The sequence below is a fragment of the Vreelandella populi genome (genome assembly GCF_003989825.1).
GTDB classification, from domain to species: domain Bacteria; phylum Pseudomonadota; class Gammaproteobacteria; order Pseudomonadales; family Halomonadaceae; genus Vreelandella; species Vreelandella populi.
This window is the reverse complement of sequence record NZ_RZHE01000015.1, coordinates 383,853-408,191: the sequence shown is the minus strand read 5'-3', so window position 1 is coordinate 408,191 and position 24,339 is coordinate 383,853. Positions and strand designations below refer to the sequence as shown.

General features: G+C 46.4%; 17 protein-coding genes. 15 read left to right on the top strand and 2 right to left on the bottom strand.

The window, feature by feature from the left end:
- Nucleotides 1-85 precede the first annotated feature (85 nt).
- Complete coding sequence (locus ELY25_RS16480) at nt 86-1,054, top strand: substrate-binding domain-containing protein (RefSeq protein WP_126952345.1); 969 nt, start codon at nt 86-88, stop codon at nt 1,052-1,054.
- Nucleotides 1,055-1,128: 74 nt separating this feature from the next.
- Here ELY25_RS16480 and ELY25_RS16475 read toward each other — a convergent pair whose 3' ends face one another.
- On the bottom strand, nt 1,129-1,542 hold the full coding sequence (locus ELY25_RS16475) for a PaaI family thioesterase (RefSeq protein WP_126952344.1): 414 nt from the start codon (nt 1,540-1,542) through the stop codon (nt 1,129-1,131).
- Nucleotides 1,543-1,609: 67 nt separating this feature from the next.
- Nucleotides 1,610-3,784, bottom strand: coding sequence for a malate synthase G (locus tag ELY25_RS16470; protein WP_126952343.1), 2,175 nt, complete (start codon nt 3,782-3,784; stop codon nt 1,610-1,612).
- 207 nt (nt 3,785-3,991) lie between these two features.
- On the opposite strand from ELY25_RS16470, the gene ELY25_RS16465 reads away from it, so the two are divergent.
- The 14 genes from ELY25_RS16465 to ELY25_RS16400 all read left to right on the top strand — a co-directional run bounded on the left by ELY25_RS16465 (nt 3,992) and on the right by ELY25_RS16400 (nt 24,339).
- Complete coding sequence (locus tag ELY25_RS16465) at nt 3,992-4,978, top strand: alpha/beta hydrolase (RefSeq protein WP_126952342.1); 987 nt, start codon at nt 3,992-3,994, stop codon at nt 4,976-4,978.
- Between the two features lie 647 nt (nt 4,979-5,625).
- Entirely contained in the window at nt 5,626-7,746 is a 2,121-nt protein-coding gene (locus ELY25_RS16460) for a polysaccharide biosynthesis protein (RefSeq protein ID WP_126952341.1), read from the top strand.
- Nucleotides 7,747-8,078: 332 nt separating this feature from the next.
- Nucleotides 8,079-9,197 (top strand): polysaccharide export protein, encoded by a 1,119-nt coding sequence (locus ELY25_RS16455; protein ID WP_126952340.1) that lies wholly within the window; start codon nt 8,079-8,081, stop codon nt 9,195-9,197.
- Nucleotides 9,175-9,666, top strand: coding sequence for a low molecular weight protein-tyrosine-phosphatase (locus ELY25_RS16450; RefSeq protein ID WP_221885512.1), 492 nt, complete (start codon nt 9,175-9,177; stop codon nt 9,664-9,666). Before ELY25_RS16455 ends, ELY25_RS16450 begins: the two co-directional genes overlap by 23 nt.
- A gap of 75 nt (nt 9,667-9,741) precedes the next feature.
- Nucleotides 9,742-11,943, top strand: coding sequence for a polysaccharide biosynthesis tyrosine autokinase (locus tag ELY25_RS16445; protein ID WP_126952339.1), 2,202 nt, complete (start codon nt 9,742-9,744; stop codon nt 11,941-11,943).
- 30 nt (nt 11,944-11,973) lie between these two features.
- Nucleotides 11,974-12,996: an NAD-dependent epimerase gene (locus ELY25_RS16440; RefSeq protein ID WP_126952338.1), complete on the top strand. Its 1,023-nt coding sequence runs from the start codon at nt 11,974-11,976 to the stop codon at nt 12,994-12,996.
- A gap of 67 nt (nt 12,997-13,063) precedes the next feature.
- Complete coding sequence (locus tag ELY25_RS16435) at nt 13,064-14,401, top strand: UDP-glucose dehydrogenase family protein (protein ID WP_126952337.1); 1,338 nt, start codon at nt 13,064-13,066, stop codon at nt 14,399-14,401.
- A 101-nt stretch (nt 14,402-14,502) separates the two neighbouring features.
- Nucleotides 14,503-16,299 carry an ABC transporter ATP-binding protein gene (locus ELY25_RS16430; protein ID WP_126952336.1) on the top strand — a complete coding sequence of 599 codons (1,797 nt, stop codon included), beginning with the start codon at nt 14,503-14,505 and terminating at the stop codon, nt 16,297-16,299.
- A 454-nt stretch (nt 16,300-16,753) separates the two neighbouring features.
- Nucleotides 16,754-17,992, top strand: a complete 1,239-nt coding sequence (locus ELY25_RS16425) for a glycosyltransferase family 61 protein (protein ID WP_126952335.1) — start codon at nt 16,754-16,756, stop codon at nt 17,990-17,992.
- Nucleotides 17,993-18,034: 42 nt separating this feature from the next.
- Entirely contained in the window at nt 18,035-20,014 is a 1,980-nt protein-coding gene (locus ELY25_RS16420) for a glycosyltransferase family 2 protein (protein WP_126952334.1), read from the top strand.
- A gap of 196 nt (nt 20,015-20,210) precedes the next feature.
- Nucleotides 20,211-21,407, top strand: a complete 1,197-nt coding sequence (locus tag ELY25_RS16415) for a glycosyltransferase (RefSeq protein ID WP_185856158.1) — start codon at nt 20,211-20,213, stop codon at nt 21,405-21,407.
- 235 nt (nt 21,408-21,642) lie between these two features.
- Nucleotides 21,643-22,563, top strand: coding sequence for a glycosyltransferase family A protein (locus ELY25_RS16410; protein ID WP_126952332.1), 921 nt, complete (start codon nt 21,643-21,645; stop codon nt 22,561-22,563).
- Entirely contained in the window at nt 22,560-23,705 is a 1,146-nt protein-coding gene (locus tag ELY25_RS16405; protein ID WP_126952331.1) for a glycosyltransferase, read from the top strand. Before ELY25_RS16410 ends, ELY25_RS16405 begins: the two co-directional genes overlap by 4 nt.
- Entirely contained in the window at nt 23,695-24,339 is a 645-nt protein-coding gene (locus ELY25_RS16400) for a sulfotransferase family 2 domain-containing protein (protein WP_126952330.1), read from the top strand. The genes ELY25_RS16405 and ELY25_RS16400 overlap by 11 nt, the downstream gene beginning before the upstream one ends.

Below are 24,339 nucleotides of genomic sequence, written 5' to 3'. Positions count from 1 at the left end.
CGCTATGCCCAAACCGGGCCGACGATCACTCTGGGCGGGGCTGGCTCGTCCATCCACGATGTAAGTGAGAAAGGGAGCAACAACAATGACTCTATCACGCCTTTTCAAGACCGCCGCGCTGGCGACCGCTCTGGCGAGTGCGTCTAGCGTCGCACTGGCTGACGACTACCATATCGGGGTAACCGTACCGTCCGCCGACCACGGTTGGACCGCAGGCCTTCTGTGGTGGGCGCAAAACGCAGCCAACGAGCTGAGCGAAAAGTATCCAGATGTGAGTTTTACCGTGCTTTCCGCCAACTCCGGTACGGCCCAGGTTTCCAATGTGGAGGATCTAATGATTCGTAACCTGGATGCGCTGGTCATTTTGCCGCATAACCCGGCAACGCTTCAGGCGGTTATTACAGAAGCCTACGATGAGGGAATCTACACCGTCGTGGTGGACCGCGAGCTTGAAACGCCCGCGCAAGATGTCTTTATTGCAGGTGATAACCCAGGCCTTGGCGAGCAGGCAGCGCGTTATATCGCCGATGAGCTGGGCGGCGAGGGTAATATTCTGGTGCTGGAAGGCCCGCCCATTCCTATCAACAGCCAGCGTGTGGATGCCTTCAACCGGGTGATGGAAAACTACCCAGGCATCAATATTCTGGCCTCCCAAACCACCGACTGGAACCCGCAGCAGGCGCTTAGCGTAACGGAAGACCTGCTGGGCAGTAACCCGGAAGTGGACGCCATTTGGGCGGGTGATGATGACGTGCTGGTCGCGGCCCTTCAGGCGATTAACGAAAATAACCGCGACGATATTCAACTGATTGTGGGCGGCGGTGGCTCTCAGCGGGTCATCGAGATGATTCGTGAAGATCACCCGATGGTCAAAGGTACCGTTACCTACCCACCGAATATGATTGCGTCCGCCATGGCGCTCGCGGTACACGGCGTGAAAGGCGAGCATCTGGGCGATATGTACCACGGCGTGCCTTCACGGATCATCCTCGCGGCTGACCTGATTACCGCTGACAATGTAGAAGAGTTCTACGAGCCAGAAGCGGCTTACTAAGTCATCTGACCTGCAAACACCCCGCGTGTGGCTACTGGATAGTCACATGCGGGGTGTTTTGTCTGGCAGGCCGTTTACGTAGCGGGCAGGGCGTAGCTTGCGGTGACGTGCACCACCGGGCGGGTCTCGTCGGCGGCGGAAAACACCTGCACTTCACCAACCCCCAAGCGGCGGCCCAGCTTGATCAGTTTGGCGTGGGCGATAATGTCATGCTCACCTGATGCTGCGCGCAGAAAGTGGCAGTTGAAATCGCTGGTGACCGCCATGGGTTCAGGGCCGATTTGGGCCAGAATTGCCACATATAGGGCCACATCGGCAAAACCCATCATGGTGGGGCCGGAAACCCGGGGCCCGGGGCGTAAATGCTCATAACCTACCGCTAAGCGCATCGTGGCACTCATCTCGCCCACGCTTTCAACTCTGCCCATTCGCTGGGGAAATACTTCATCCAGAAAGTGTTCGATCTGTTCGACAGTCATGACGGTCATTGTTGTTATCCCTTATAAAAAAGCCCCAAGGCATGCGCCTTGGGGCTAGTTGTACCATGAAACGAATTTACTTGGCTTTATGCACCTGACGCCATTCGTGAAGCAGCGGCTCGGTATAGCCCGACGGCTGCACGCGGCCTTTGAAGATCAAATCCGATGCCGCCTTGAAGGCGGTGGAGTCCTCAAAGTGACTGCTCATCGCGGTGTAGGTGGGGTCACCTGCGTTTTGCTCATCGACCACTTTAGCCATGCGGTTGAGGGTTTCCTGCACGCGGGCTTCATCCACAACGCCGTGATGTAGCCAGTTGGCAATGTGCTGGCTGGAGATACGCAGCGTGGCGCGGTCTTCCATTAGGCCTACGTCGTGAATATCCGGCACTTTAGAGCAGCCCACACCGTGCTCAACCCAGCGCACCACGTAGCCCAGAATGCCCTGACAGTTGTTATCCAGCTCCTGCTGAATCTCGTCATCCGACCAGTTGGCGTTTTCAGCCACTGGCACGCTGAGCAGATCGTCCAGGAAGTCAGGTTCACCCTGGCTTTCAAGCTCGCGCTGAACACCGATGACGTTTACCTGATGATAGTGCAACGCGTGTAGAGTAGCCGCCGTGGGTGACGGTACCCAGGCCGTGTTGGCACCGGCTTTGGGGTGGCCGATTTTCTGCTCCAGCATGCTATGCATTAAATCGGGCATGGCCCACATGCCTTTACCGATCTGAGCGCGACTGCGCAGGCCGCAGGCAAGGCCTACCTGCACATTGCTCTTCTCGTAGGCCGCGATCCATTTGGCACCTTTCATATCGCCCTTGCGTACCATGGGGCCCGCTTCCATGGCGGTGTGCATCTCATCACCGGTACGGTCGAGGAAGCCGGTATTGATGAACGCAACGCGTGACGATGCCTCGGCAATACACGCCTTGAGGTTTACCGTGGTACGGCGTTCTTCGTCCATGATGCCCATCTTCAGGGTATCGCGGCTCATGCCGAGAATATCTTCCACGCGGCCAAACAGTTCGTTGGCAAACGCGACCTCGGCAGGGCCATGCATCTTCGGCTTCACGATATAAACAGAGCCGGTGCGCGAGTTGCGCGGCTGGTCAGCGTCTTTTTTCAGATCGTGCAGAGCGATCAGGGAAGTCACCACAGCGTCCAGAATACCTTCCGGTAACTCGTTGCCTTTTTCATCCAGAATCGCTGGAGTGGTCATCAAATGGCCCACATTGCGCACGAACATCAGCGAGCGGCCGGGCAGGGTCACCTTGCCGCCTTCGGTGGTTTGCCAAGTGCGGTCAGCGTGCAGCTTGCGGGCAAACGTCTTGCCGCCCTTATCAATGTTTTCTTCCAGGTCGCCCTTCATCAGGCCGAGCCAGTTGCTGTAAACAACGACCTTGTCTTCCGCATCCACGGCGGCCACGGAGTCTTCGCAATCCATTATGGTGGTCAGCGCCGCTTCCACCACCACGTCTTTTACGCCTGCCGGGTCGGTCTTGCCAATAGCGTGGCTGGCGTCGATCTGGATTTCCAGGTGTAGGCCATTATTGGCCAGCAGGATCGCCTCAGGCGCAGTTACTTCACCATTAAAACCAATCAGCCTGGCTGGATCTTTTAGTCCGGTTTCCCGGCCGCCTTCCAGGGTAACTACCAAATGACCATCGCGAATCACATATTTAATGGCGTCGCGGTGGGAGCCGGTGGCCAGAGGTGCGGCACGATCCAAAACGCCACGCGCGTAGGCAATAACTTTTGCGCCACGCTTGGGGTTAAAGCTTGTACCTTTTTCCGCGCCATCTTCTTCAGAGATAGCATCGGTGCCGTAGAGCGCATCGTAAAGGCTTCCCCAGCGCGCATTGGCGGCGTTCAGCGCGTAGCGTGCATTACTCACCGGTACGACCAACTGCGGCCCAGCTTGAACAGCGACTTCACGATCAACATTGGCGGTAGTGGCTTTCACGTTAGCCGGTGCATCTACCAAGTAACCGATTTCTTTCAGAAACCCGCGATAGGCAGGCATATCGCTAACCGGCCCTGGGTTTTCACGGTGCCAGGCATCGAGTTTCTCCTGCAGCGCGTCACGCTCTGCTAGCAATTGTTTATTTTTTGGGATCAGATCATGAAACAGGGCATCGACGCCGGACCAGAAGGCGTTTTCATCGACGCCCGTTCCGGGTAGAGCCTGCTCGTTTATAAAGCGGTCCAGCTCGGCGGCCACCTGTAAACGGTGACGCGTGATACGCTCGCTCATGGGGGTTCTCCTGTGAAGATGCCCGTGGGCTGTAAAATGGCCACGGCCAGAATAAAAACAGTATTTATGGAAAATACTTCCATAACTGTACGGGCATGTAAACAGCGTAGACCCGAAAGCAGCATAATGCTCGACCAAATGATGAGAAGGACGCCTAGGCTGGCCTTCTTAAAACAATGGAAGTAGGGCGTTCACGGAGAGATAGGGATGCAGGATTTCCAACAGCTGGAAGGCTTGTTTCGGCAAGTGGCAGGCGAATCAGCGTTTGCTCAATTGATACCGGATGGGACGCTTTGGAACGTCGTGCAGGACTATTTCCTGCACTATGGCCTGGAAACACTATTAGAAGACACCGGTGAGGTGCACGCAGGGTTTATCGATACCGGACGGTTTAGCCTATGGTGCCAGGTCTGGAGCCCGCCCAAGCCGTCCGGCACGGCGTTTGTGGTGCACGGCTACTTTGATCATTTAGGGCTTTATCGCCATCTGCTGGCCCACCTGCTGGGCAAAGGCTGGCGAGTGGTGCTTTGGGATCTGCCAGGCCACGGGCTTTCGAGCGGCCCGCGAGCACAAATCGAAGATTTCGACGACTATCAGCATTGCCTAACGCATATGCAAAATACCCTGCAGACGCTGGAGATGGCCCCCAAGCCGTGGCTTGGCGTGGGTCAGAGCACCGGAGCGGCTATTTTAGCCACCGATGCCCTGACCCGCCGCGAACAGGCTGGCTGGGACGGCCTGGTGCTGTTGGCGCCACTAGTGCGCCCCTGGCGATGGAGTCAGGCCAGTTGGATTCACCTTATCGCCAGCCCGTTTTTAAAGGATTTGCCACGTAAATACCGGCCCAACTCTACCGACGAAGCGTTTGCCGAATTTCTGCGTGACCGCGACCCCCTCCAACCCGAGCGGCTAAGTGTTGCATGGGTGAGCGCCATGCGCCGCTGGATGCCGCGCCTGCTGGCACTTGAACCTGTTGATGTGCCAACACTAATTTTACAGGGCGAACAGGACCTGACGGTGGATTGGCAGTGGAACTTGACCGTTCTGGCAGAGAAGTTTACCGCTGCAGAAATTCACCGCCATCCAGAAGCCCGTCATCATCTGGTGAACGAAGCAGAGCCGATCAGGCGGGCTCTATTTAATGTTTTAGATGAGTTCGTAAAAGATTTCGGTGACTCACTTAATACTATGTAAATAGAGAAACTTTTACTGAATTCGTATCTATTATTTTATTTATGATGCTTGTTCATCTTTTTTAGCTACAAAAGTACGAGCCAATTGTCTGATTTTCCAGGAATTAAGTGAATAAATCCCACAAACTAAGCATGAAAGCCACATAAGCTAGTAATCGATTAAATACCATTTAATGACTTAGGGGTTGTTAATGAGATTGATAACTATGGAAAATGAGGGTTTTTACATTAGCAATTTCTAAATAACTGATCGTTTATGTAGGGGTTGGCTGAATGCTGGCGAGCAAAATTGTTGCCAAATGTAAACAAAGCGTGTAGAAAGGTAATTAGAAAGGGAGTAAGGTAAAAACATTAGCTTGTAAATTTGAGCTGTGTAGGGTGAAAAAAATACTGATAAGTCGAATTAAAATATTGATTTTATTGAGATTTATTGAGTATTTGGTGAAATATTAAGCGTAAGCAAATGTTTAAAATTGTAATTTTACGACATTCAGCTATCATTTGGTGCTTAATCAATCCATCTGCATGCTACACAGTTGATGCGATTGAGATTTGTAACAATCAGGGTGTGCGGTAAGGCTGCGTAACATGATTGTTATTAATGACGGGCTGACAGGTTGCAGGTGAATTCAATATAGGAACATCACTATGATGTTTGTTATCGAAGCGTTATTTGGCCTGACAAGGCGCCGGAAGCAGCTAATTCAACTCATAGTCGATACCTTCTTGATCGTTGCCAGCTTCTTCCTGGCAATGCTCTTACGGTTAGACTCGTTGGAGTTCCTGACTGATAAGTCAGTGTGGCTCGCCTTGCCTGTTATGATTCCTGTCAGCCTTTTTATTTTTATACGGCTGGGCTTTTATCGCTCAATCGTACGCTTTATGGGTATGAAAGCGCTGCAGGCGCTTTTAGCAGGCGCTTTTGGGTCTGCATTGACGCTATACGTTGTCAGCATGGCTCTCAATTTACCTGTTCCCCGCTCCGTGCCTTTCATTTACACGATGCTGGCGTTTATAACCATCGGCGGCATACGGTTAGCTCTGAGATTGATGTATCAGCGCGGACAACAACTTCAAAAAACCAGAGTACTAATATATGGCGCCGGTGCTGCCGGGCGTCAGCTGGTAGTTTCTTTGCGTCATGGTCGGGATTACGAACCTGTGGGCTTTGTCGACTATGCGCCTCTCCTTCAAGGTACGCATGTACAGGGATTAAGAGTTTATAGCCCAGAATCTACACCAACATTGATCGAGAATTTTGGTGTAGAAAAATTTTTACTGGCTATTCCAGAAGCAACGCGGGCGCGCCGCCAGGAAATCATTGAATCTATTGAGCCACTATCGATTCCAGTGCAAACCATACCTGATATGGCAGATATTATTTCAGGTAAAGCTAAATTCAATGAGCTCCGTGATGTTCGTGTAGAAGATTTATTAGGCAGAGACCCCGTGCCGCCCGATCCTAAGTTAATGGGAGCGAATATTACTCATAAGTCGGTAATGGTGACGGGCGCGGGAGGCTCTATTGGTAGTGAGCTATGCCGTCAGATTGTTCGCCTGCATCCTGAAAGATTAATCATTGTCGATTCATCTGAATATTCGCTTTATCAAATCGACCAGGATCTTGCTCAGATAATTAATAAAGAAAATCTTAATGTTGAAGTGAAGCCCGCACTGGCCTCTGTTCGCAATGGCGATGTTATCTCACGCCTGATGCGTACCTTTGAAACCGATACTATTTATCATGCTGCCGCTTATAAGCATGTGCCTCTTGTTGAATTTAACCCAGCAGAAGGGGTGCTGAATAACGTCTTTGGAACAATGGAAGTCGCCAAGGCAGCCATTAAGGAGGGCGTTGAGTCTTTTGTCCTGGTTTCTACGGACAAAGCCGTACGCCCAACTAACGTGATGGGCGCTAGTAAGCGAATGGCAGAATTAATTTGTCAGGCATGCGCTGATGAACAAACGAACACACGTTTTTCGATGGTGCGTTTTGGCAACGTGCTAGGTTCATCGGGCTCTGTCGTTCCTCTCTTCCGAAAGCAAATCGAGAAGGGTGGCCCCATCACTGTTACCCATCCCGATATTACTCGTTACTTCATGACCATTCCTGAAGCTGCCCAGCTTGTTATTCAAGCCAGCGGTATGGCAACAGGAGGAGATGTATTTGTTCTGGATATGGGTAAACCGGTAAAGATTGTAGAGCTTGCTATCCGAATGGTTAAACTTTCGGGGTTAAATTTTCGCTTTATGTCTGTCCCTTCCGATGCAAAGACAGTACCCGCTCAAGAATCTGAAAAGATAGTTGAGAAGAAAGGTGAAATATCTATCCGGTTTACTGGTCTGCGACCAGGTGAAAAGTTATATGAAGAACTTCTAGCAACAGATAGTGCTGAGAAGACGCGGCATCCTCGAATAATGACAGCATCAGAAGACTTTTTGCCTTGGTCAGTACTTGAGCCAATGCTGTCTGAACTAGAAGTGGCGTGCAAAACGCAGGATGCTGCAAGAATACGCGAGTTATTAATAGCTGCGCCTACCGCTTACCAGCCGCAGTCAGATATTGTCGATCATTTTTGGATGTCTACAGCTACCCAACACACCATCAGTAAATCACCAATGAATACTGCGGTCGCTTCAGGAGATGTAAGTGAACGCTATGAAAAAAATAATGAAAGTCAATCGATGAAAAGTAGTTCGTTGGAAAATTCAAGGGTAATACCTGAAGTGAGTTTTGTTATAGATAGTGTGCATAGTAAACAGAATTAACGTCTGAAGGTATTGGTCTTAATACAAGTAACAGAACAGTTGACGTCATTAAGCTGAGCCACCGGTAGGGGTAAGGTTTAATGGTTGGGTTTTGCCCTAAGTAGGGCATTTAGTAAATATCTTTTAACCATGGGTTTGCCCCATGAAGAAAATCGTATTAATAAATTTGCCGGCCTCGAGGATGCGCCAATAAAACCTCGGGGCGGTAGCGTGTAAAAATTTCAGCATGATGAAAAGCGCTAAATATAGATAAGGAAATCTGAAAACTAGGCTCTAGCGGTAATAGAGCTGGCACAACCTTTCGCTCACTCTGCATTCAGGTAAACGTTGTCATGAGAAAACAAACTATTTTTCGCTTGCTAATTGTGGTCTCAGTTGCCTTGCTGGTGGCTGGTTGCGCTATCGCGCCTGGAGGCGATATTGATTACGATGCTCCGGAGCCGCCGGACCTATCGCAACTGGTCGATATCAAGCCTATTACACCAGAATTAGTGTGGAGTCAGGAATCTCAAGAACGACGTGTGCATCCAGTCACTCAAGAGCTACGCGATGAAATAAATAACTATGAGTATAGGGTAGGTGTAGGCGACGTTTTAAGTATCGTCGTTTATGACCACCCTGAATTAACTATTCCGACAGGTGGTGAACGTAGCGCTGTGGAGGCAGGGAATATAGTGCGCTCCGATGGTACTATTTTCTATCCATTCATAGGGCGTGTGAATGTTATAGGAAAAACCACTGAAGAGATTCGTCTTCAACTGACTCGGGGCCTGGGTAGCTTTCTGACAGAGCCTCAAATAGACGTCTTTATTGCTGCGTATAATTCCAAGCGGTTTCACGTGACCGGTGCGGTCTCATCGCCTGGATCAGTCCCCGTTACTAACTTGCCAATGACCATACTGGATGCCGTTAACGAAGTAGGCGGGCCAACTGAGAACGCTTTTTGGCATGAAATGTTTCTCTTCCGCAATGGTACAGAAGAGGAGTTATCGCTTTTTTCTCTGATAAGTGAAGGGGATCAACGTCAAAATCGGCTGCTCAGAGACGGTGATCTATTGCATATCCCCAGCGCTGATAACCAAGGTGTGGCCATGTTGGGACAGGTGCGGTCGCCCGGTAACCTACGTATGAACCGCGAGCGTTTATCTCTTACTGATGCATTGGCGCGTGCCGGCGGGGTCAATGAACAGACCGCCAAGCCTTCGGGTATCTTTGTGCTACGTCGTAATGAGCCTGGCGCTGCAAAAATCGCCACTGTTTATCAGCTAGATATTAGCAATGCGATCTCCTTAGCGATGGCAAGTAATTTCCAATTAGAGCCCAAAGATGTGGTTTACGTAACAACCGCACCGCTAGCTCGTTGGAACCGTGTTATTAGCCTACTCCTACCCTCACTCAATTTGCCTGCTGATCTGGGTAATAGCAGTGATGGGCTTAACGACCTACTTTAATATGACAAAACGTATCCTGGTAGTTTGTACCGGTAATATCTGTAGAAGCCCGGTTGCAGCAGCCATGTTGCAGCAGGGGCTTGCCGATATCGAAGTAACATCGGCAGGTCTGGCAGCCGGGCAAGGGGGCGCGGATCAGCGTATCGCTGCGCTTGCTCAAGCAGATGGGTACGACCTCAGCCAACATCAAGCGCGGCAATTAGATCGCAATCTATTGAACAATGCTGACCTGGTGCTCGTAATGAGCGCCAAGCAGCGGCAGATAATTGCCCAAAAATGGCCTGAGATGTTAGGAAAAACGTTAATGTTTGGAATGTGGCGAAAAGATAAGCCAATCGACGACCGAGATATTCCTGATCCTTATCAGCGTAGCGATGAAGTCTGTCGGCTAGTTTATGACACAATCAAAACGGCAAGTTTAGCCTGGCGAGAAAAGCTTAAAAACACCGGCGGTACAAGCGTGTGGTAAACAATTTAAAGCTTTTTAATTATCCATTTTCATACGCCTAAACGGTGTGTGACAGAGAGTGTAGCGATAGAGCCAATGTCAGACACATCACAAAAGAGTACTCCGGAAGAGACGATAGATTTAAGCCGAATGTTTGGTGCACTTTTTAGAAAGAAGTGGCTCATTATCGGTTTTACTTTATTGTTCGCTTTTATCGGTATTTTGCACGGTATGTTGGTAACACCGATTTATCAAGCTGATGCCTTAGTACAAGTTGAAAGGCGCAATACCGTTAGCCCCCTTGGGGCTGTTGAGAGTATTACCGGCCCAGCTTCAGGAGAGTTTAATACCTCAGCAGAGCTGCAAATCCTGCAGTCTCGGATGGTGTTGGGTCAGGTGGTAGACCGAGTGGGTAGCGATTTCAATATTTCGCCAGTGGAAGTACCTTTTATCGGTGGCTTGGTATTACGTAGAGGCATACCCCGTCCTGACTTTATGAAGGGTTACCCGCATGTATGGGGAAATGAAAGTATCAATGTAGCCCGTTTTAATATCGATGATAGTCATCGAGGGCAAAGATTTACCGTAGAGCGTGGCCCCAGAGACACCTACTATGTCATGCGAGGGGATAGTCGTGGGGTAACGGGAACAATAGGACGCCCGGAAGTATTTTATGAGGGTGGTCTTGAACTCACTATTGAAAGCTTCGACGCTGCCGAGGGGGCGCAGTATGTACTGACCCGCCAGCACAAACCATCGGCTATTCGTGGTATTGCGAGTCGATTGCAAGTAGCTGAAGTTGCCGGAGGCGGTACCACAACGGGCATGATTCGCTTAATGATGATTGGCGAAGAGCCCAGTGAGATTACCCGCAGTTTAGATGCCGTAGCGCAAACCTTCCTGACCCAAAATATAGAGCGTCAATCCGAGCAGGCGCAGCAAAGTTTAGAGTTCCTCCAGCAGCAAGCGCCAGAGCTGCGTGAGCAGCTCGATTTAGCAGAGCAAAATCTTAATGATTACCGCGCCAATCTAGACAGCGTGGATCTCAGTAGTGAGGCACAGGCAGCCATTCAGCGTTATATCGAGCTCGATACACGCCTTGATGAACTGGAATTTCAAGAAGCCGAGCTTGCACAGCGCTTTACGCCCAGCCACCCCAATTATCAAGCACTACTTCGTCAACGACGCCAGATTGAACGTGACTTACAGCAACTCAATGCCAGAGTGAACGAACTACCCGCAGCTCAGCAAGAAGTGCTGAGGCGCACTCGGGATGTAGAAGTTACCCAAGCCATATACGTTAATATTCTTAACAAAGTACAAGAGTTAGAGGTGGCCCGCGCAGGTACTATCGGCAATATTCGTATCATTGATAGCGCTGTACTCAATGGTCAAATTGCCCCTAACGTCGCACGCATTTTCGTTCTTTACACCGTTTTAGGCTTACTGCTTATTATCGGATATATATTATTGAAAGAGCTGCTAAAACGGGGCATTGAATCCACCGAGCAGTTAGAAAGTGTTGGCCTGACGGTTTACGCGACCGTACCGCAGTCTGCAGCACAGCATAAACTTAACCGGGAGCTAAAACGGCGCGGGAAAAAGACGTCGAAAAGCGTGGTGGGTGGTGTGTTGGCTCAACGAGAACCGATGGATCTATCCCTAGAGTCGCTCCGTGGGTTACGTACCAGTCTGCACTTTACCATGATGGATGGGCGTAATAATCGCATCATGCTGACTGGGCCAAGTCCTGGTATAGGTAAAAGCTTTGTCAGTGTTAACTTGGGTGCTATATCGGCAATGGCGGGCAAGAAAGTTCTCATCATTGATGCAGACCTTCGCAAAGGCAGTGTACATCATGCCTTTGGCCAAGAGAGTGCAGGTGGCCTAGTTGAGTTTCTCAGTGGTGAATTAACGCTTGAAGATATTATTAAGCCCACAGGGATTGCTCATTATGATGTTATTACCCGGGGTGTAGCGGCGAGCAACCCGTCTGAATTATTGATGCGGCCTGGGTTTGAGCAAGCGCTGGAAGACCTAAGCGAAATGTACGACATGGTAATTGTGGACACTCCGCCTGTCCTCGCTGTAACAGACGCCTGTGTCGCAGGTAAATATTGTGGAACTACCCTGCTGGTAACAAGATTCGATAAAAACTCAGTTAGTGAAATACGAATGGCGAAAAAGCGCCTTGAAGGTAGTGGGCTCGAAATACAAGGTGCAATTTTGAACGGCGTTAAAATCTCCTCTAGAGGCGCGTCGGGTTACTACGGATACGGTACCTACAAATATCAGTAGGTGATGTAAAGCATTTAAAGGAAGATGAATATGAAGATTCTTGTAACCGGCGTAGCAGGTTTTATCGGCTTTCATACCGCTAGTCGTCTATTAGAAAGAGGCGATGAAGTCGTCGGCTTTGATAGCGTTAATGATTATTACGACGTTGATATTAAAGAGCGTCGTCTTGAGGAACTACGCTCTCTATCCGAAAAGACAGGAACTCCGTTTCATTTCATTCGCAAAAATCTAGCGGATCAAAAAGCGGTAACAGACTGTTTTGAAGAGCATAAATTTGATCGTGTTATTCATCTAGCAGCACAAGCGGGTGTTCGTTACTCTATTGAAAACCCCCATAGCTATGTGGAAAGCAACATCATCGCGTTTACCAACGTGCTGGAAGCCTGTCGCTACGCTAAAACACCACATTTAACTTACGCCAGCACTAGTTCTGTTTATGGTGCTAATACCAACATGCCGTTTTCTGAGCATGATGGTGCCAATCATCCGCTTCAGTTTTATGCAGCCACCAAAAAAGCCAATGAAATGATGGCACACAGTTATAGCCATCTATTTAGCTTGCCGACCACAGGACTCCGCTTCTTTACAGTGTATGGGCCTTGGGGGCGGCCGGACATGGCGCTGTTTAAGTTTACTAAAAGCATGTTAGCGGATGAGCCGATTACCGTGTTCAACCATGGCAACCATACTCGTGATTTCACCTACGTAGCTGATATTGTGGAAGGCGTGATCCGAGCCAGCGACCAAATTGCCGAACCTAATGCGGACTGGAACAGCGATGATCCAGATCCGGCCACTAGTAATGCTCCTTACCGCTTGTTCAATATTGGCAATAATAACCCAGTGAAGCTAAGTGCTTACATTGAGGCGCTTGAGCATGCGTTAAATAAAACCGCGAAACAAGATCTCTTGCCGCTCCAGCCAGGCGACGTTCCAGATACCTATGCGGATAGCAGTGAGCTCAAAAATGCCGTTAATTACCAGCCCGCAACGCCAGTAAAAGAAGGGGTTGCTAACTTTGTTGCCTGGTACCGTGATTATTATCAAGTGTGATCGCAACCGCGGCTGGGTACTGCATCTGCGCAGTGGTAAAACGTACAAAGAATAGGGAAGGAATGGCATGAACGTCACGGTATTTGGAACAGGCTATGTAGGCTTGGTGCAAGGCGCTATTTTGGCTGATGTAGGACACCACGTTGTATGTGTTGATGTGGACGTCAATAAGGTTCAGCAACTCAATCAGGGGCACATCCCTATTTATGAGCCTGGTCTTGAATCACTGGTACGAGAGAACTATGCAGCGGGCCGGTTAGAATTCACTACCGACGCAGAGGCAGGCGTCAAGCATGGCCAAGTACAGTTTATTGCTGTCGGAACGCCGCCTGACGAGGATGGCTCGGCTGATCTTAAATATGTCCTGTCAGTAGCCCAAACCATTGCCGAACACATGCAGTGCGAACAAATCATCATTGATAAATCAACCGTGCCAGTGGGTACTGCCGACAAGGTGAGAGCCAAAGTAGCGGAGGTCCTCGCCAAGCGTAATCGAGAGGATCTGAACTTCGATGTTGTATCCAATCCGGAGTTTTTGAAAGAGGGCAGTGCCGTTGCTGATTGCCAGAAACCCGACCGAATTATTATTGGTACCGAGAACGAAGCCACTGTTGAGGTGATGCGCGAGCTGTATGCGCCGTTCAACCGCAACCATGACAAAGTTATCGTCATGGATGTAAGAAGTGCAGAGCTCACCAAATATGCGGCTAACTGCATGTTGGCGACCAAAATCAGCTTCATGAACGAGATAGCTAATCTCTCCGAGCTGCTAGGTGCCGACATCGAGATGGTTCGTCAAGGGATCGGTTCCGATCCGCGTATCGGCTACCACTTTATCTACCCTGGGGTAGGTTACGGGGGCTCATGTTTCCCAAAGGACGTTCAGGCGCTGATTCGCACAGCTGGCGCCATTGATTTTGACGCCAAGGTACTAAAGGCCGTTGAAGCTCGTAACCATGAACAGAAAACCACACTGTTCGCGAAAATACATCGCCACTTCGAAGGGCAGCTTGAAGGCAAGACCTTTGCTTTATGGGGGCTCTCTTTCAAGCCGAATACCGACGATATGCGCGAGGCGCCAAGTCGGGTGCTGATGGAGGCTTTGTGGCAGGCTGGCGCTAAGGTGCAGGCATACGATCCAGAAGCCATGGAAGAGACGCAGCGTATTTACGGTACGCGTGATGACCTGGCACTTTGTGGCACCAAAGAAGCCGTTCTGAAGGGGGCGGATGCACTGGTGATTGTTACTGAATGGCAGAGCTTCCGCGCCCCTAATTTTGACCTCATCAAATCTCAGTTAAGTCAGCCGACGCTATTTGATGGGCGCAATATGTTCCAGCCGGCACGTATGCTCAAGAAAGGCTTTACCTACTACTCGGTTGGGCGCAACAGCAGGACAGCGTGATCACTAGCATCAAGATGATAAGACAGGATAGTTGCTAGTTTTCCCATCAACTGTTGGGCGCCCATATCTTATTCTTTTTAACTATTGATGGTAGGTTTTATATGTTTAACCGTGTTCAACGGCTTTGGAAACTACTCACCAGGGAGCAGCGTAAGAAACTTCTCAGCCTGCAAGTGCTTGTAGTGCTAATGGCCTTTGCCGAAGTAGCGGGCGTAGCCGCGATTGGCCCTTTCATGGCAGTAGTGGGTGATATCGGCCGTCTGGAGGGTGACGGTACGCTAGCACAGCTTTATCAGGCCAGTGGCATGGAAACCCCTCGGCAGTTTATTTTTTGGTTGGGGGTTGCGGTAATTATAGCCTTGGCGGGTGCCGCTGCGGTCTCTATTTACGTCACTTGGCGGCTGTCGCTCTATGCCCAGCAAGTCGGCGCGGAGCTATCTGTTCGTCTCTTCCAGCACTATATGCAGCAGCCATGGCTTTTCCACGCTAGTGGTAGCAGCAGCCAGCTCATCAACAAAGTCTCTCAGGAAGCTTCGCGAGTTACCGGCAGTGTCATCCAACCGTTAATGAAAATGAATGCCAAGGGGACCCTGGCGCTGGTCATGACGACAGCGATTTTTATATTCAATCCTGTGGTGGCGATAGCCGGTGTAATACTTTTCGGCATAGCGTATTGGGGGCTTTTTCATACGGCTCGTAAGCGGCTGGCAAGTAACGGCAAAACTATCTCCTCCACTAGCAGAGTTCGCTTCAAGTTGATGAACGAAGGTTTCGGTGGCATCAAGGACACGCTATTGCTTGGCCGCCAGGCAGATTTCAATCAGCGCTTTGAAGTGACCAGCCGAAAGTTTGCCAGGGCGAAAGGCGTTACAATCGCACTTTCTCAAGTGCCGCGCTATGGAATGGAGCTTTTGGCCTTTGGTGCAGTGATCTTCCTGGTACTGTATCTGCTAGCCGCCTACGAAGGTAACTTGGGCGATATTCTGCCGATTCTTTCCATTTATGCTCTGGCAGGTTTTAAACTGCTGCCAGCCTTCCAGCAGATCTACGCCAGCCTAGCAACCATTAAAGGCAACATTGCATCCTTCGATATATTAGAGGAGGACCTGACGGCTAGTAAGCACAATATACAAATTCAGCACGCCTACAAGGCAGGCAAACTCGCGCCCAAGCAGAACATCACACTGGATAACATCCATTTCTGTTACCCGGGTACAGAGAAGAAAGCGCTGAGCGGCTTGACGCTAGAGATACCCGTAAATCACGTGATTGGATTAGTGGGCTCCAGCGGTTCAGGCAAATCTACTACCATCGATATCCTGCTGGGCTTAATTACACCACAAAGTGGTGCGTTGAAAGTAGACGGCGAGCCGCTCAGTGGTCAGGCGCTGCGAGCGTGGCAGAATAACGTTGGCTTTGTATCGCAAAGCATTTTTCTGTCGGATGCGAGCATCCGAGAAAACATCGCTTTCGGGCTACCGCTGGAAGAGATCGACAATGAACGCGTAGAGAAAGCCGCCAAGATGGCGCTTCTGGATGAATTTCTGGAGAGGTTGCCGGATGGGTTGGATACAGGGGTAGGCGAGCGCGGCATTCAGCTCTCCGGCGGTCAGCGTCAGCGTATCGGCATAGCCCGGGCGTTATATGATGATGCGGATGTGCTGGTGCTCGATGAAGCGACGAGTTCGTTGGATGGTATTACCGAAAAACTAGTAATGGATGCCATTCATAATTTCGCCGGCAAGAAGACCATCATCATGATTGCGCATCGCCTGGCAACGGTAAAACAGTGCGACAGTATTTATCTGCTGGCCGATGGCAAAGTGATAGACCAGGGCAGCCATGATGAGTTGGCAGCACGTAACGATATGTTCAGGCGAATGGCTGAACATGCATAAAGCAAGAAGGTTTTTTTAACAATATAGAACCTCTGTCTCTCGGCATTAGGTATGGGGTTCTTTAAAATTGAACCCCGCTTGAGCCGCTACGACAATAAAATCAAGGCATGAAGTTATACCACACAAGTTACAAATGACCATATTAGGCTTTTATACGCTTAATAAGCTTCTTAAGGCGTACAATTCATGCCGTTCTACAGCCATAGAGAAATGACATTTTAGTATGTCTTGATTAATTTAAAGGCGTCTTTAATTAGCCTTTAGAAAGAGCACTTTTCCTGAATATAAAGAAGTGCTGCTTGAAAGCAGAAATGCCTTTAATAAGAATCTAAAAACCTTAAGTTTAGGTGAAGATGCATATTTAAACACCTTGATTATAGCAGCGATATTACTATAAGCGTAGGCGTTTTGTTTTATCGATGGACATAATTAAATTTAATAAAAGGGATGCAATATGAGAACAAGCTTTACGCAAAACCAAAGAGCAACTTCACCTGGTGGGAAAAGTCCAAAAGAAATATCTATAAAAACAAATCTGTTGATAAAAACCGGTATCGTTTTTGATAAAGCAGTTTCTTTCGGACTACTTCCAAATTGGTTTGCATATCGTGGGATGCAAAAAGAAACAATAAAAAATTATTTTGATAGAAATAACAATAAGAAAAATGTTGGTAGTTACCAAATAGTTCATAAAAAAGAAAGGGCTTACAACCCACTGCCCTATAATATTGAGTCGAAAAAAGATTTACCGGATGAAAAAGGGTGGTGGGGCTACTCTTTTAATGACGTGCCTCACCGATATAGCGACGAAACCATTATAGCTACCTTGCCAAATTGTTTGGTAACTTGGTTTAACAATCCAGATAAAGGTAACGATTACTACCCTGCTATTTTAACAGATGATCGACGCGCATTAATAATGCGCGAAGTAGCCTATAAGCAACAGCATGCGAAAGTGTTAAGAAAAGCGCCAGAACCTTTGCAAATTGAAGAAGCAATTTGGGTTACTGAACGAGTTTACCATAATCACTCACATTGGCTAACAGCCCATTTACCAAAATTGCTATGGCTGCGTAATCATAACCTGCTTCATAAGGTAATTTTACCGCCGAACCGCACGGCGGCAATGAACGACTCGCTTCGTATGCTTGGTTTAGATCCGGATGATTTTATAACGTATGATGAAAATCAACCCTTATTCGTAAAGCAGCTCACAGTTATGGATACTGACAGGTTTCGCCCTGAACTTCTCAGATTAATTCCCACTGCTTACGGTGTGCATGAAGCCGAAACTCCATATAGAAGAATACTTATTAGCCGTGCTAAAGCATCCAGGCGCAAATTGATAAACGAAGAAGAGATTTGGTCTTTGTTAGAACCACATGGTTTTCAGCGGGTTTTTATGGAAGACCTGACATTTCAGGAGCAGGTTACATTGATGAAAGAAACATCTGTCTTGGTAGCACCGCATGGAGCTGGATTGACAAACATGATGTTTTGCCCTCAAGGTGCCCAGATAGTAGAGATAGCAGATCTTGACTTTCCAAATCCTAATTTTTATGCCTTGGCATCTGCGATGAAACATCAATATTGGATCATTAATGCCCAGTCAGAAGGCGATGCGCATCCGCTAGAAAAGAATATGTATGTCGATCCGATAGTCATAAAAGAAATGTTGACCTCTTTAATCTGAACTAGCAAGAGATAAAAGTTTGGATAATCATGGAAAAATACTATGAGCGCTATTTCGGTAATTATTCCCACTCATAACGCTGAAGCATACCTAGCTGAAACTGTAAATTCGCTGTTAAGCCAAAGCATACTTCCTGATGAAATCATTATTATTGATGATGGCTCTAGCGATAAAAGTTTAACAATAGCCCGTCAGTTATCAGTTAAATTTCCTGACATAATAAGTGTATATTCAAAAACATTTAGAAGTGCTCCTAAATCACGCAATTTCGGTGCGTCTATTAGTGCGGGTCCAGCTTTGATGTTCATGGATGCTGATGATGTTATGGGTCCAGGTACACTGGAAGCATTATCGAATGCGCTTGATAAAAAAGGAGCTGGAGTCGCTGCTTGTTCATGGCTCCGACTCGAGAAAGTTGAAGAAAATTGGCTTGCAAAGCCTGCATCGTGTGCTCAACGCCGGCCAGATCAGGATGCGCTTAGTGCCTGGTTAACAGGATGGTATTACCCAACTAGTTCTATACTTTGGACCAGAGAGGCTTTCGATAGAACAGGTGGATGGGATGAAGATGTCATAATAAATCAAGACGGCGATTTAATGATGCGAGCACTTGCCCAAGGCGCTTCATTAGCAGAAACTAATAAAGGCGCAATTTATTACCGTAAACTTCCATCCGGCCAAGAATCGTTAAGTGGAAAAGGCAAAACGTTAAAGGGATTAAAAGGGCGTATGTACGTCCTGGATAAGATTGCTCGCATCCTGGAAGAGCAAGACATTCAAAAAGAGTACAAAGATTCATTAAGTCGAGCGTATCGTGGAATAGCTCAAGATGCTAAAACGGTTGACAAAAAAATTTACTGCGATGCTAATTTAAAGCAAAAGAAATACCAGCCTATTCTCTTTAAGTCAGTCTTTCTTAAAGGTACAAGATGGTTGGCGCGTTATTCGAAAGGTGTAAGAGGAACTAAACCGACACCTGAAAAATATCAAAAAAACGTTGATTGGCTTAATAATGTGGTAATGGCAGAAAACGAATATTTACCAGAAATAGCTAAAGTAAAAGACATTAAATTTCCAATGGTAAGTGTGATCATCCCTGTATATAACAGAGCACATTTGCTACATCGTTCATTGGATAGTGTTGTAGCACAAACGTTCAAAGATATTGAAATACTTGTTATAGATGATTGCTCTCGAGATGATCCTCATTCAGTAATTAAAGAATACAATGATTCTCGAATTAAATATATTAGGCAAAAGGAAAACCAAGGGGTCGCAGCGGCACGTAACCGAGGCTTACGTGAGGCTAAAGGATCATTTGTTGCTTTTTTAGATGACGACGACGAATGGTTTCCAGAGAAACTATCAAGGCAAGTCGAGCTGTTTTTACAATCCCCGCCAGAAGTCGGGCTAATTTATACCGGTGTTGAAACAGTAATGGACGAAGGCCATAGCGAGATTCAGCTCCCTACTGAGAGGGGAAATGCTTATCGAATATTACTCGTTAAAAACTGTATTCATGGCGGCTCATCTACGATGATGCGTCGTAATATTATCACCAACGTTGGTTTTTTTGATGAGAACCTATTAGCGATTGAAGATTACGACTACTGGTTGCGTATTTCTAGATACTATCACTTCGATTTTGTTGAAGAACCTCTTGTTCGATATCACGATATTAGAGCTATCTCGACAAATACTGATGTTCGACGATCACGGAACATTCAGGCTAACCTTGAGGCCCGAGATCAATTTTATATGAAGCATCAAGCGCAGATGAAAAAGGAAGGTGTGGCTCACCTGTTCCTCGTTCAAAGTGCTAACCGCCACATGGCCTCTCATTGGAATGACATGAAGTCAGCACGCCGGCTCGCGTTACAAGCTTTTTTTTATGCCCCTACATCGCGAAATACTATCGTTGCACTAGCAACAACTTTGTTTTCACTTAAACTTGTAAATAAGATTAAAGTAATGATTTACGGTAGTAATAAGGCAAAAAAAGAAAGTGCAAGTACACGATAAATAATTACCTTGCAAGACAATGAATAGATTAGATGTAATCGAGTTCGTATAAATCTTTCGAAAATTTCTCAAAACTTTATCCTTATTAATAGATAATATATTAAAAGATAAAGTGTGTTAAATATAAAACTTACTTTAACCACACAAATTAGAAGTGATTAAAATGCGTGTATGCGTAATGCCTAGTATGTTCCCAATGACTTCCCAAACTTTTGTAATGCAGCATGTGACCGGTCTGCTGGATAACAATATTGACGTACACGTTCTTGCACATCGCGGAATGGATGCTGCCTGGGAAAGTCTTGGTTCTTACCAGGAAGCGCTTAAATCACGAGTATGGTACTACCAGGCTCCCTCGAAAAAAATAGGTCGCTTCAAAGGCGCATTGAGCCGAACTATGCACCACTTGGCTCAAGGCAATACTAGTTATTTAAGAAGCTGGAACATTTTCCGTTTCGGTAAAAGTTCGGTTAATTTGAATTTACCTTATATTTATAATACAGCGCTCGATATTCAACCCGTAGACGTTCTGCATTGTCACTTCGGACATAATGGAGTGTTTGGTGCTTATTTAAAAAAGCTCGGCTTTGCCAAAAAACTGGTAGTAACTTTTCATGGGCATGATGTTTCTGCCGCTTTACAGGCTAATACTTCTAAAAATATTTACGGGCCTGTTTTTGAAGAAGCTGACCTGATTTTACCTGTAAGCGAGTTTTGGAAAGACAAATTGCTTGATATGGGCGCCCCTGAATCTCGTGTTTTCGTACATCGAGTTGGTATTGATGTCAGTCGTTTCAGCTATCGAGAGCGTGTTGCAAATTCCAGACCATTAAAAATAATTACAACGGCAAGGCTTGTAGAAAAAAAAGGGCTCGCTTATGCCATTCAAGCAGTAGCACAAGTCAAGAAGGATCATCCGGAAATTAAGTTTCACTACGATATAATTGGCGAAGGGCCCTTATCAGAAGAAATTAAAAATTTGGTTACTTCGCTGGAAATTACTGATTGCATAAAACTTCATGGCGCATTACCGCATGGCGAAGTACAAAAATTACTGGCTGATGCAGATGTTTTTATATTACCTAGCGTTAAAGCCAAGAATGGCGATCAGGAAGGAATCCCTGTCTCGCTTATGGAAGCCATGGCGTCAGGAATGCCCGTCTTGTCGACCTTGCATAGCGGCATTCCTGAGTTAGTGGATAATGGAGTTTCAGGTTATCTTGTTCCCGAGCGAAATGTTACAGAATTAGCCGAAAAAATTGTTTATCTCGCTCAGCGACCGGAATCATGGTCTGAATTAGGGCAAGCAGGCCGAACCAAAGTTGAACAAGATTACAATAAAGATCATCAAAACACACTTCTCGTAGATATGTACCGCAAGCTTATTGTTTAAAATAAAGGTTTTGAAATTTTATGAACTGTAAAACTTACTTACACCATGGCAGCTGAAAGATTTTCAAATGTCTGAACCAGAAGGTAAGAAAATTGTTTTACAAGAGTAAACGTTTTTATGGCATTTTTATATAGAAGCTAGAACTTAATTATATAGAGAATAACGAACGGTCGTTAATTTCTATAATTATCCGGCATATTTTATTCATTTAGCACCAAATTTAGCAGGGAAAACTATGTTTACAGTAATCATACCTGTGCATAATAAGAAAGAATATGTAACAGCTGCTATTGATTCAGTGCTAGCTCAAACGTTTGGTGAGTTCGAGCTGATTCTGATAGATGACTGCTCCACTGATGGGAGCACTGATTTAATTAAGCCTTATGAGTCGGAAAAGGTAACAATATATAACAGGGATACTCCTGGACCAGGAGGCTACGCAGCTAGAAATCTAGGTGTCGAGAAAGCTAACTACCAATGGATAACTTTTCTTGATGCGGATGATATTTGGTATCCTAATCATCTTCAAACAGCGTATGAGTTAATTAATAAGTATCAGCAAGTAGAATTTTTTAGTTTATCTAGAGATAAAATTTTCAAAGGTGAAAAGAGCGGTTTTTTTCATCCTAAGGAAGAACAGATTGAGCATCACATTGCATTAGAAAGATTTTCACATAAAGATATATTTCATACGAATGCCGTTGTTATCAAAAAAGAGCTTTTTATTACCGCTGGAGGGTTTCCAGCAGGACAGTGTAAGCGAGGAGGAGATAGTGACCTTTGGCTCAGATTGTTACTAAATTGCGATTCAATAGTGGTATCGCCTATTGTGACATCATGCTATGCATTAGATAACAGCGGTGTTATTTATGGTAAAGCAAGCGTAGAAAACCAGCATCCCGTGTATAAAACATCTATTCAGTATATGAAGAGTCATCAACAGGGAAATATAAATGCTGCCTTAAAAAAACTTTCAAATAGAAAAAATATTTCGTGGTTGGTAGCAAGAAAACGCAGTGGTATGTTTACTCTTTCTGATCTAAAGGTTATTTATTTTAGCAGTCTTGATAAGAAAGGGCTTAAGCAATTAATAAAATTAATTAATCCTCTTCATGTTGCAAAAACCAGTACTCGTTTAAGGAAAATATCCTCATGAAGATTGTATTTATTTGCTCATCGTTTGGTGGAGGCGGTGCCGAAAAAGTTGCTGTCAAGTTGTCGAGTGCCCTTGCTGATATAGGACATGATGTTAGTTATGTGTACTGGAAAACAAAGGAAGGTCAGGAATACAAGTTAGATGCTAATGTCAAGTTGAATAAGCTTTCTGCTACTAATCCTCTGGCGCGGGCATGGGGTATTAGCAAGTTAATTAAATTAGAACGCCCAGATGTTGTTTTATCATTTACTGACATTCCTAATATTATTACATATTTTGCATGTATGTTAGCGTGGCCTTATAGATGTTTACGCATACCTAATGTCAGAATAGATGTAGCGGAAAAGTATCGTAACTTAAATAGGACCCCCCAAGTAAGGTTACTTTCTTTTTTACATGGCTTGTCATGTAAAAATGCACCCATGGTACTGGTAAATTCGAAAGATTCTGGTACTTCGCTTTGCGATTATTACCAGCTTAGTGAAGATAAAGTGCACTGCATTTACAACCCGGTCTTTGACGAACTTCCTCACTCTTTTCCATCGGTACAAAATATTAACGATGGAGATAAGAAACGAGTCAAGGCAATCAATATAGGAAGATTGACAAAAGCTAAAGATCAACAAATGCTCATTCGTGCTATTGATCATGCGGTTAATGAGTTGGGTGTTGATATTGAGCTTGATATATATGGTGAAGGCGATCTGTACGATGAACTGCAAAAAGAGATCGTTAATCGAGGCCTTAGTGATCGTATCTACCTTAAATCTTTCGATCCTGATATTGAGAAGAAAATAAAACACTATCATCTGTTTCTTTTTGCGTCTCGTTGGGAAGGGTTGCCTAACGCATTGATCGAAGCGCTAGGAAGCGGTGTCCAGGTGATCTCGACAAATTGCCCTAGTGGCCCGAGAGAAATACTTGATGATGGCCGCTTTGGCACTCTTGTAGATATCGGGAACTACCAGCAAATGGCGCAAGCCATTGCCCGCCTCTACCCCCAAGATAGCCACGTTATATCCAATAACACAAATGCTCGGAAAATGAGTGATGACCTTAAGAAGCATCTTGAGCAATTTACTATTCCATTTGTGACGTCACAATATACTCATCTAGTTTCTAGGAAGATAAATGACCAGTAAAGACGTCAAACACAAGATAAATCTCTTTAGACGATACCCACACTGGAAAAGTAATAATTGTATTTATATACATGTTCCTAAAGCAGCGGGTACTAGTTTAAATAAAGCCATTTATGGCCGTACATTAGGTCATTATACTGCTCATGAGATTCAGTCGCTCTTTCCAAAACTCTTTGGAAAAGCTTTTGTATTCTCTTTTGTTAGAAACCCTTGGGACCGCGCTTTATCAGCTTACCGTTTTGCAAAAGTAGGTAAGACCAATAGCATGGGTATGTACCGGCCGGAGCAGTACCAGATCCCACAGTTTGAAAGTTTTGAACGATTTCTTTTCGAGTGGCTAGCCAAACAGGATACAAACAAGGTGGATTTTGTCTTTCAGCCACAAAGTAAGTTTATAGTTGGTGAACAAGGCCATCTCTTGACGGATTATGTTGGCAAGGTGGAAAGCCTGGATACGGACATAAAGCATGTCGAGTCCATGTTGAATAAGCCAATCAACGTTGGTCGTGAGAACACCACCTCAGATCGTTCTGATTTTCGTAAGGCCTATGTTAACGATGACATGGTTGAGTTGGTGAGATCTATTTATCGCGATGATATACAACGCTTCCATTATGATTTCGATAAGAGTTGA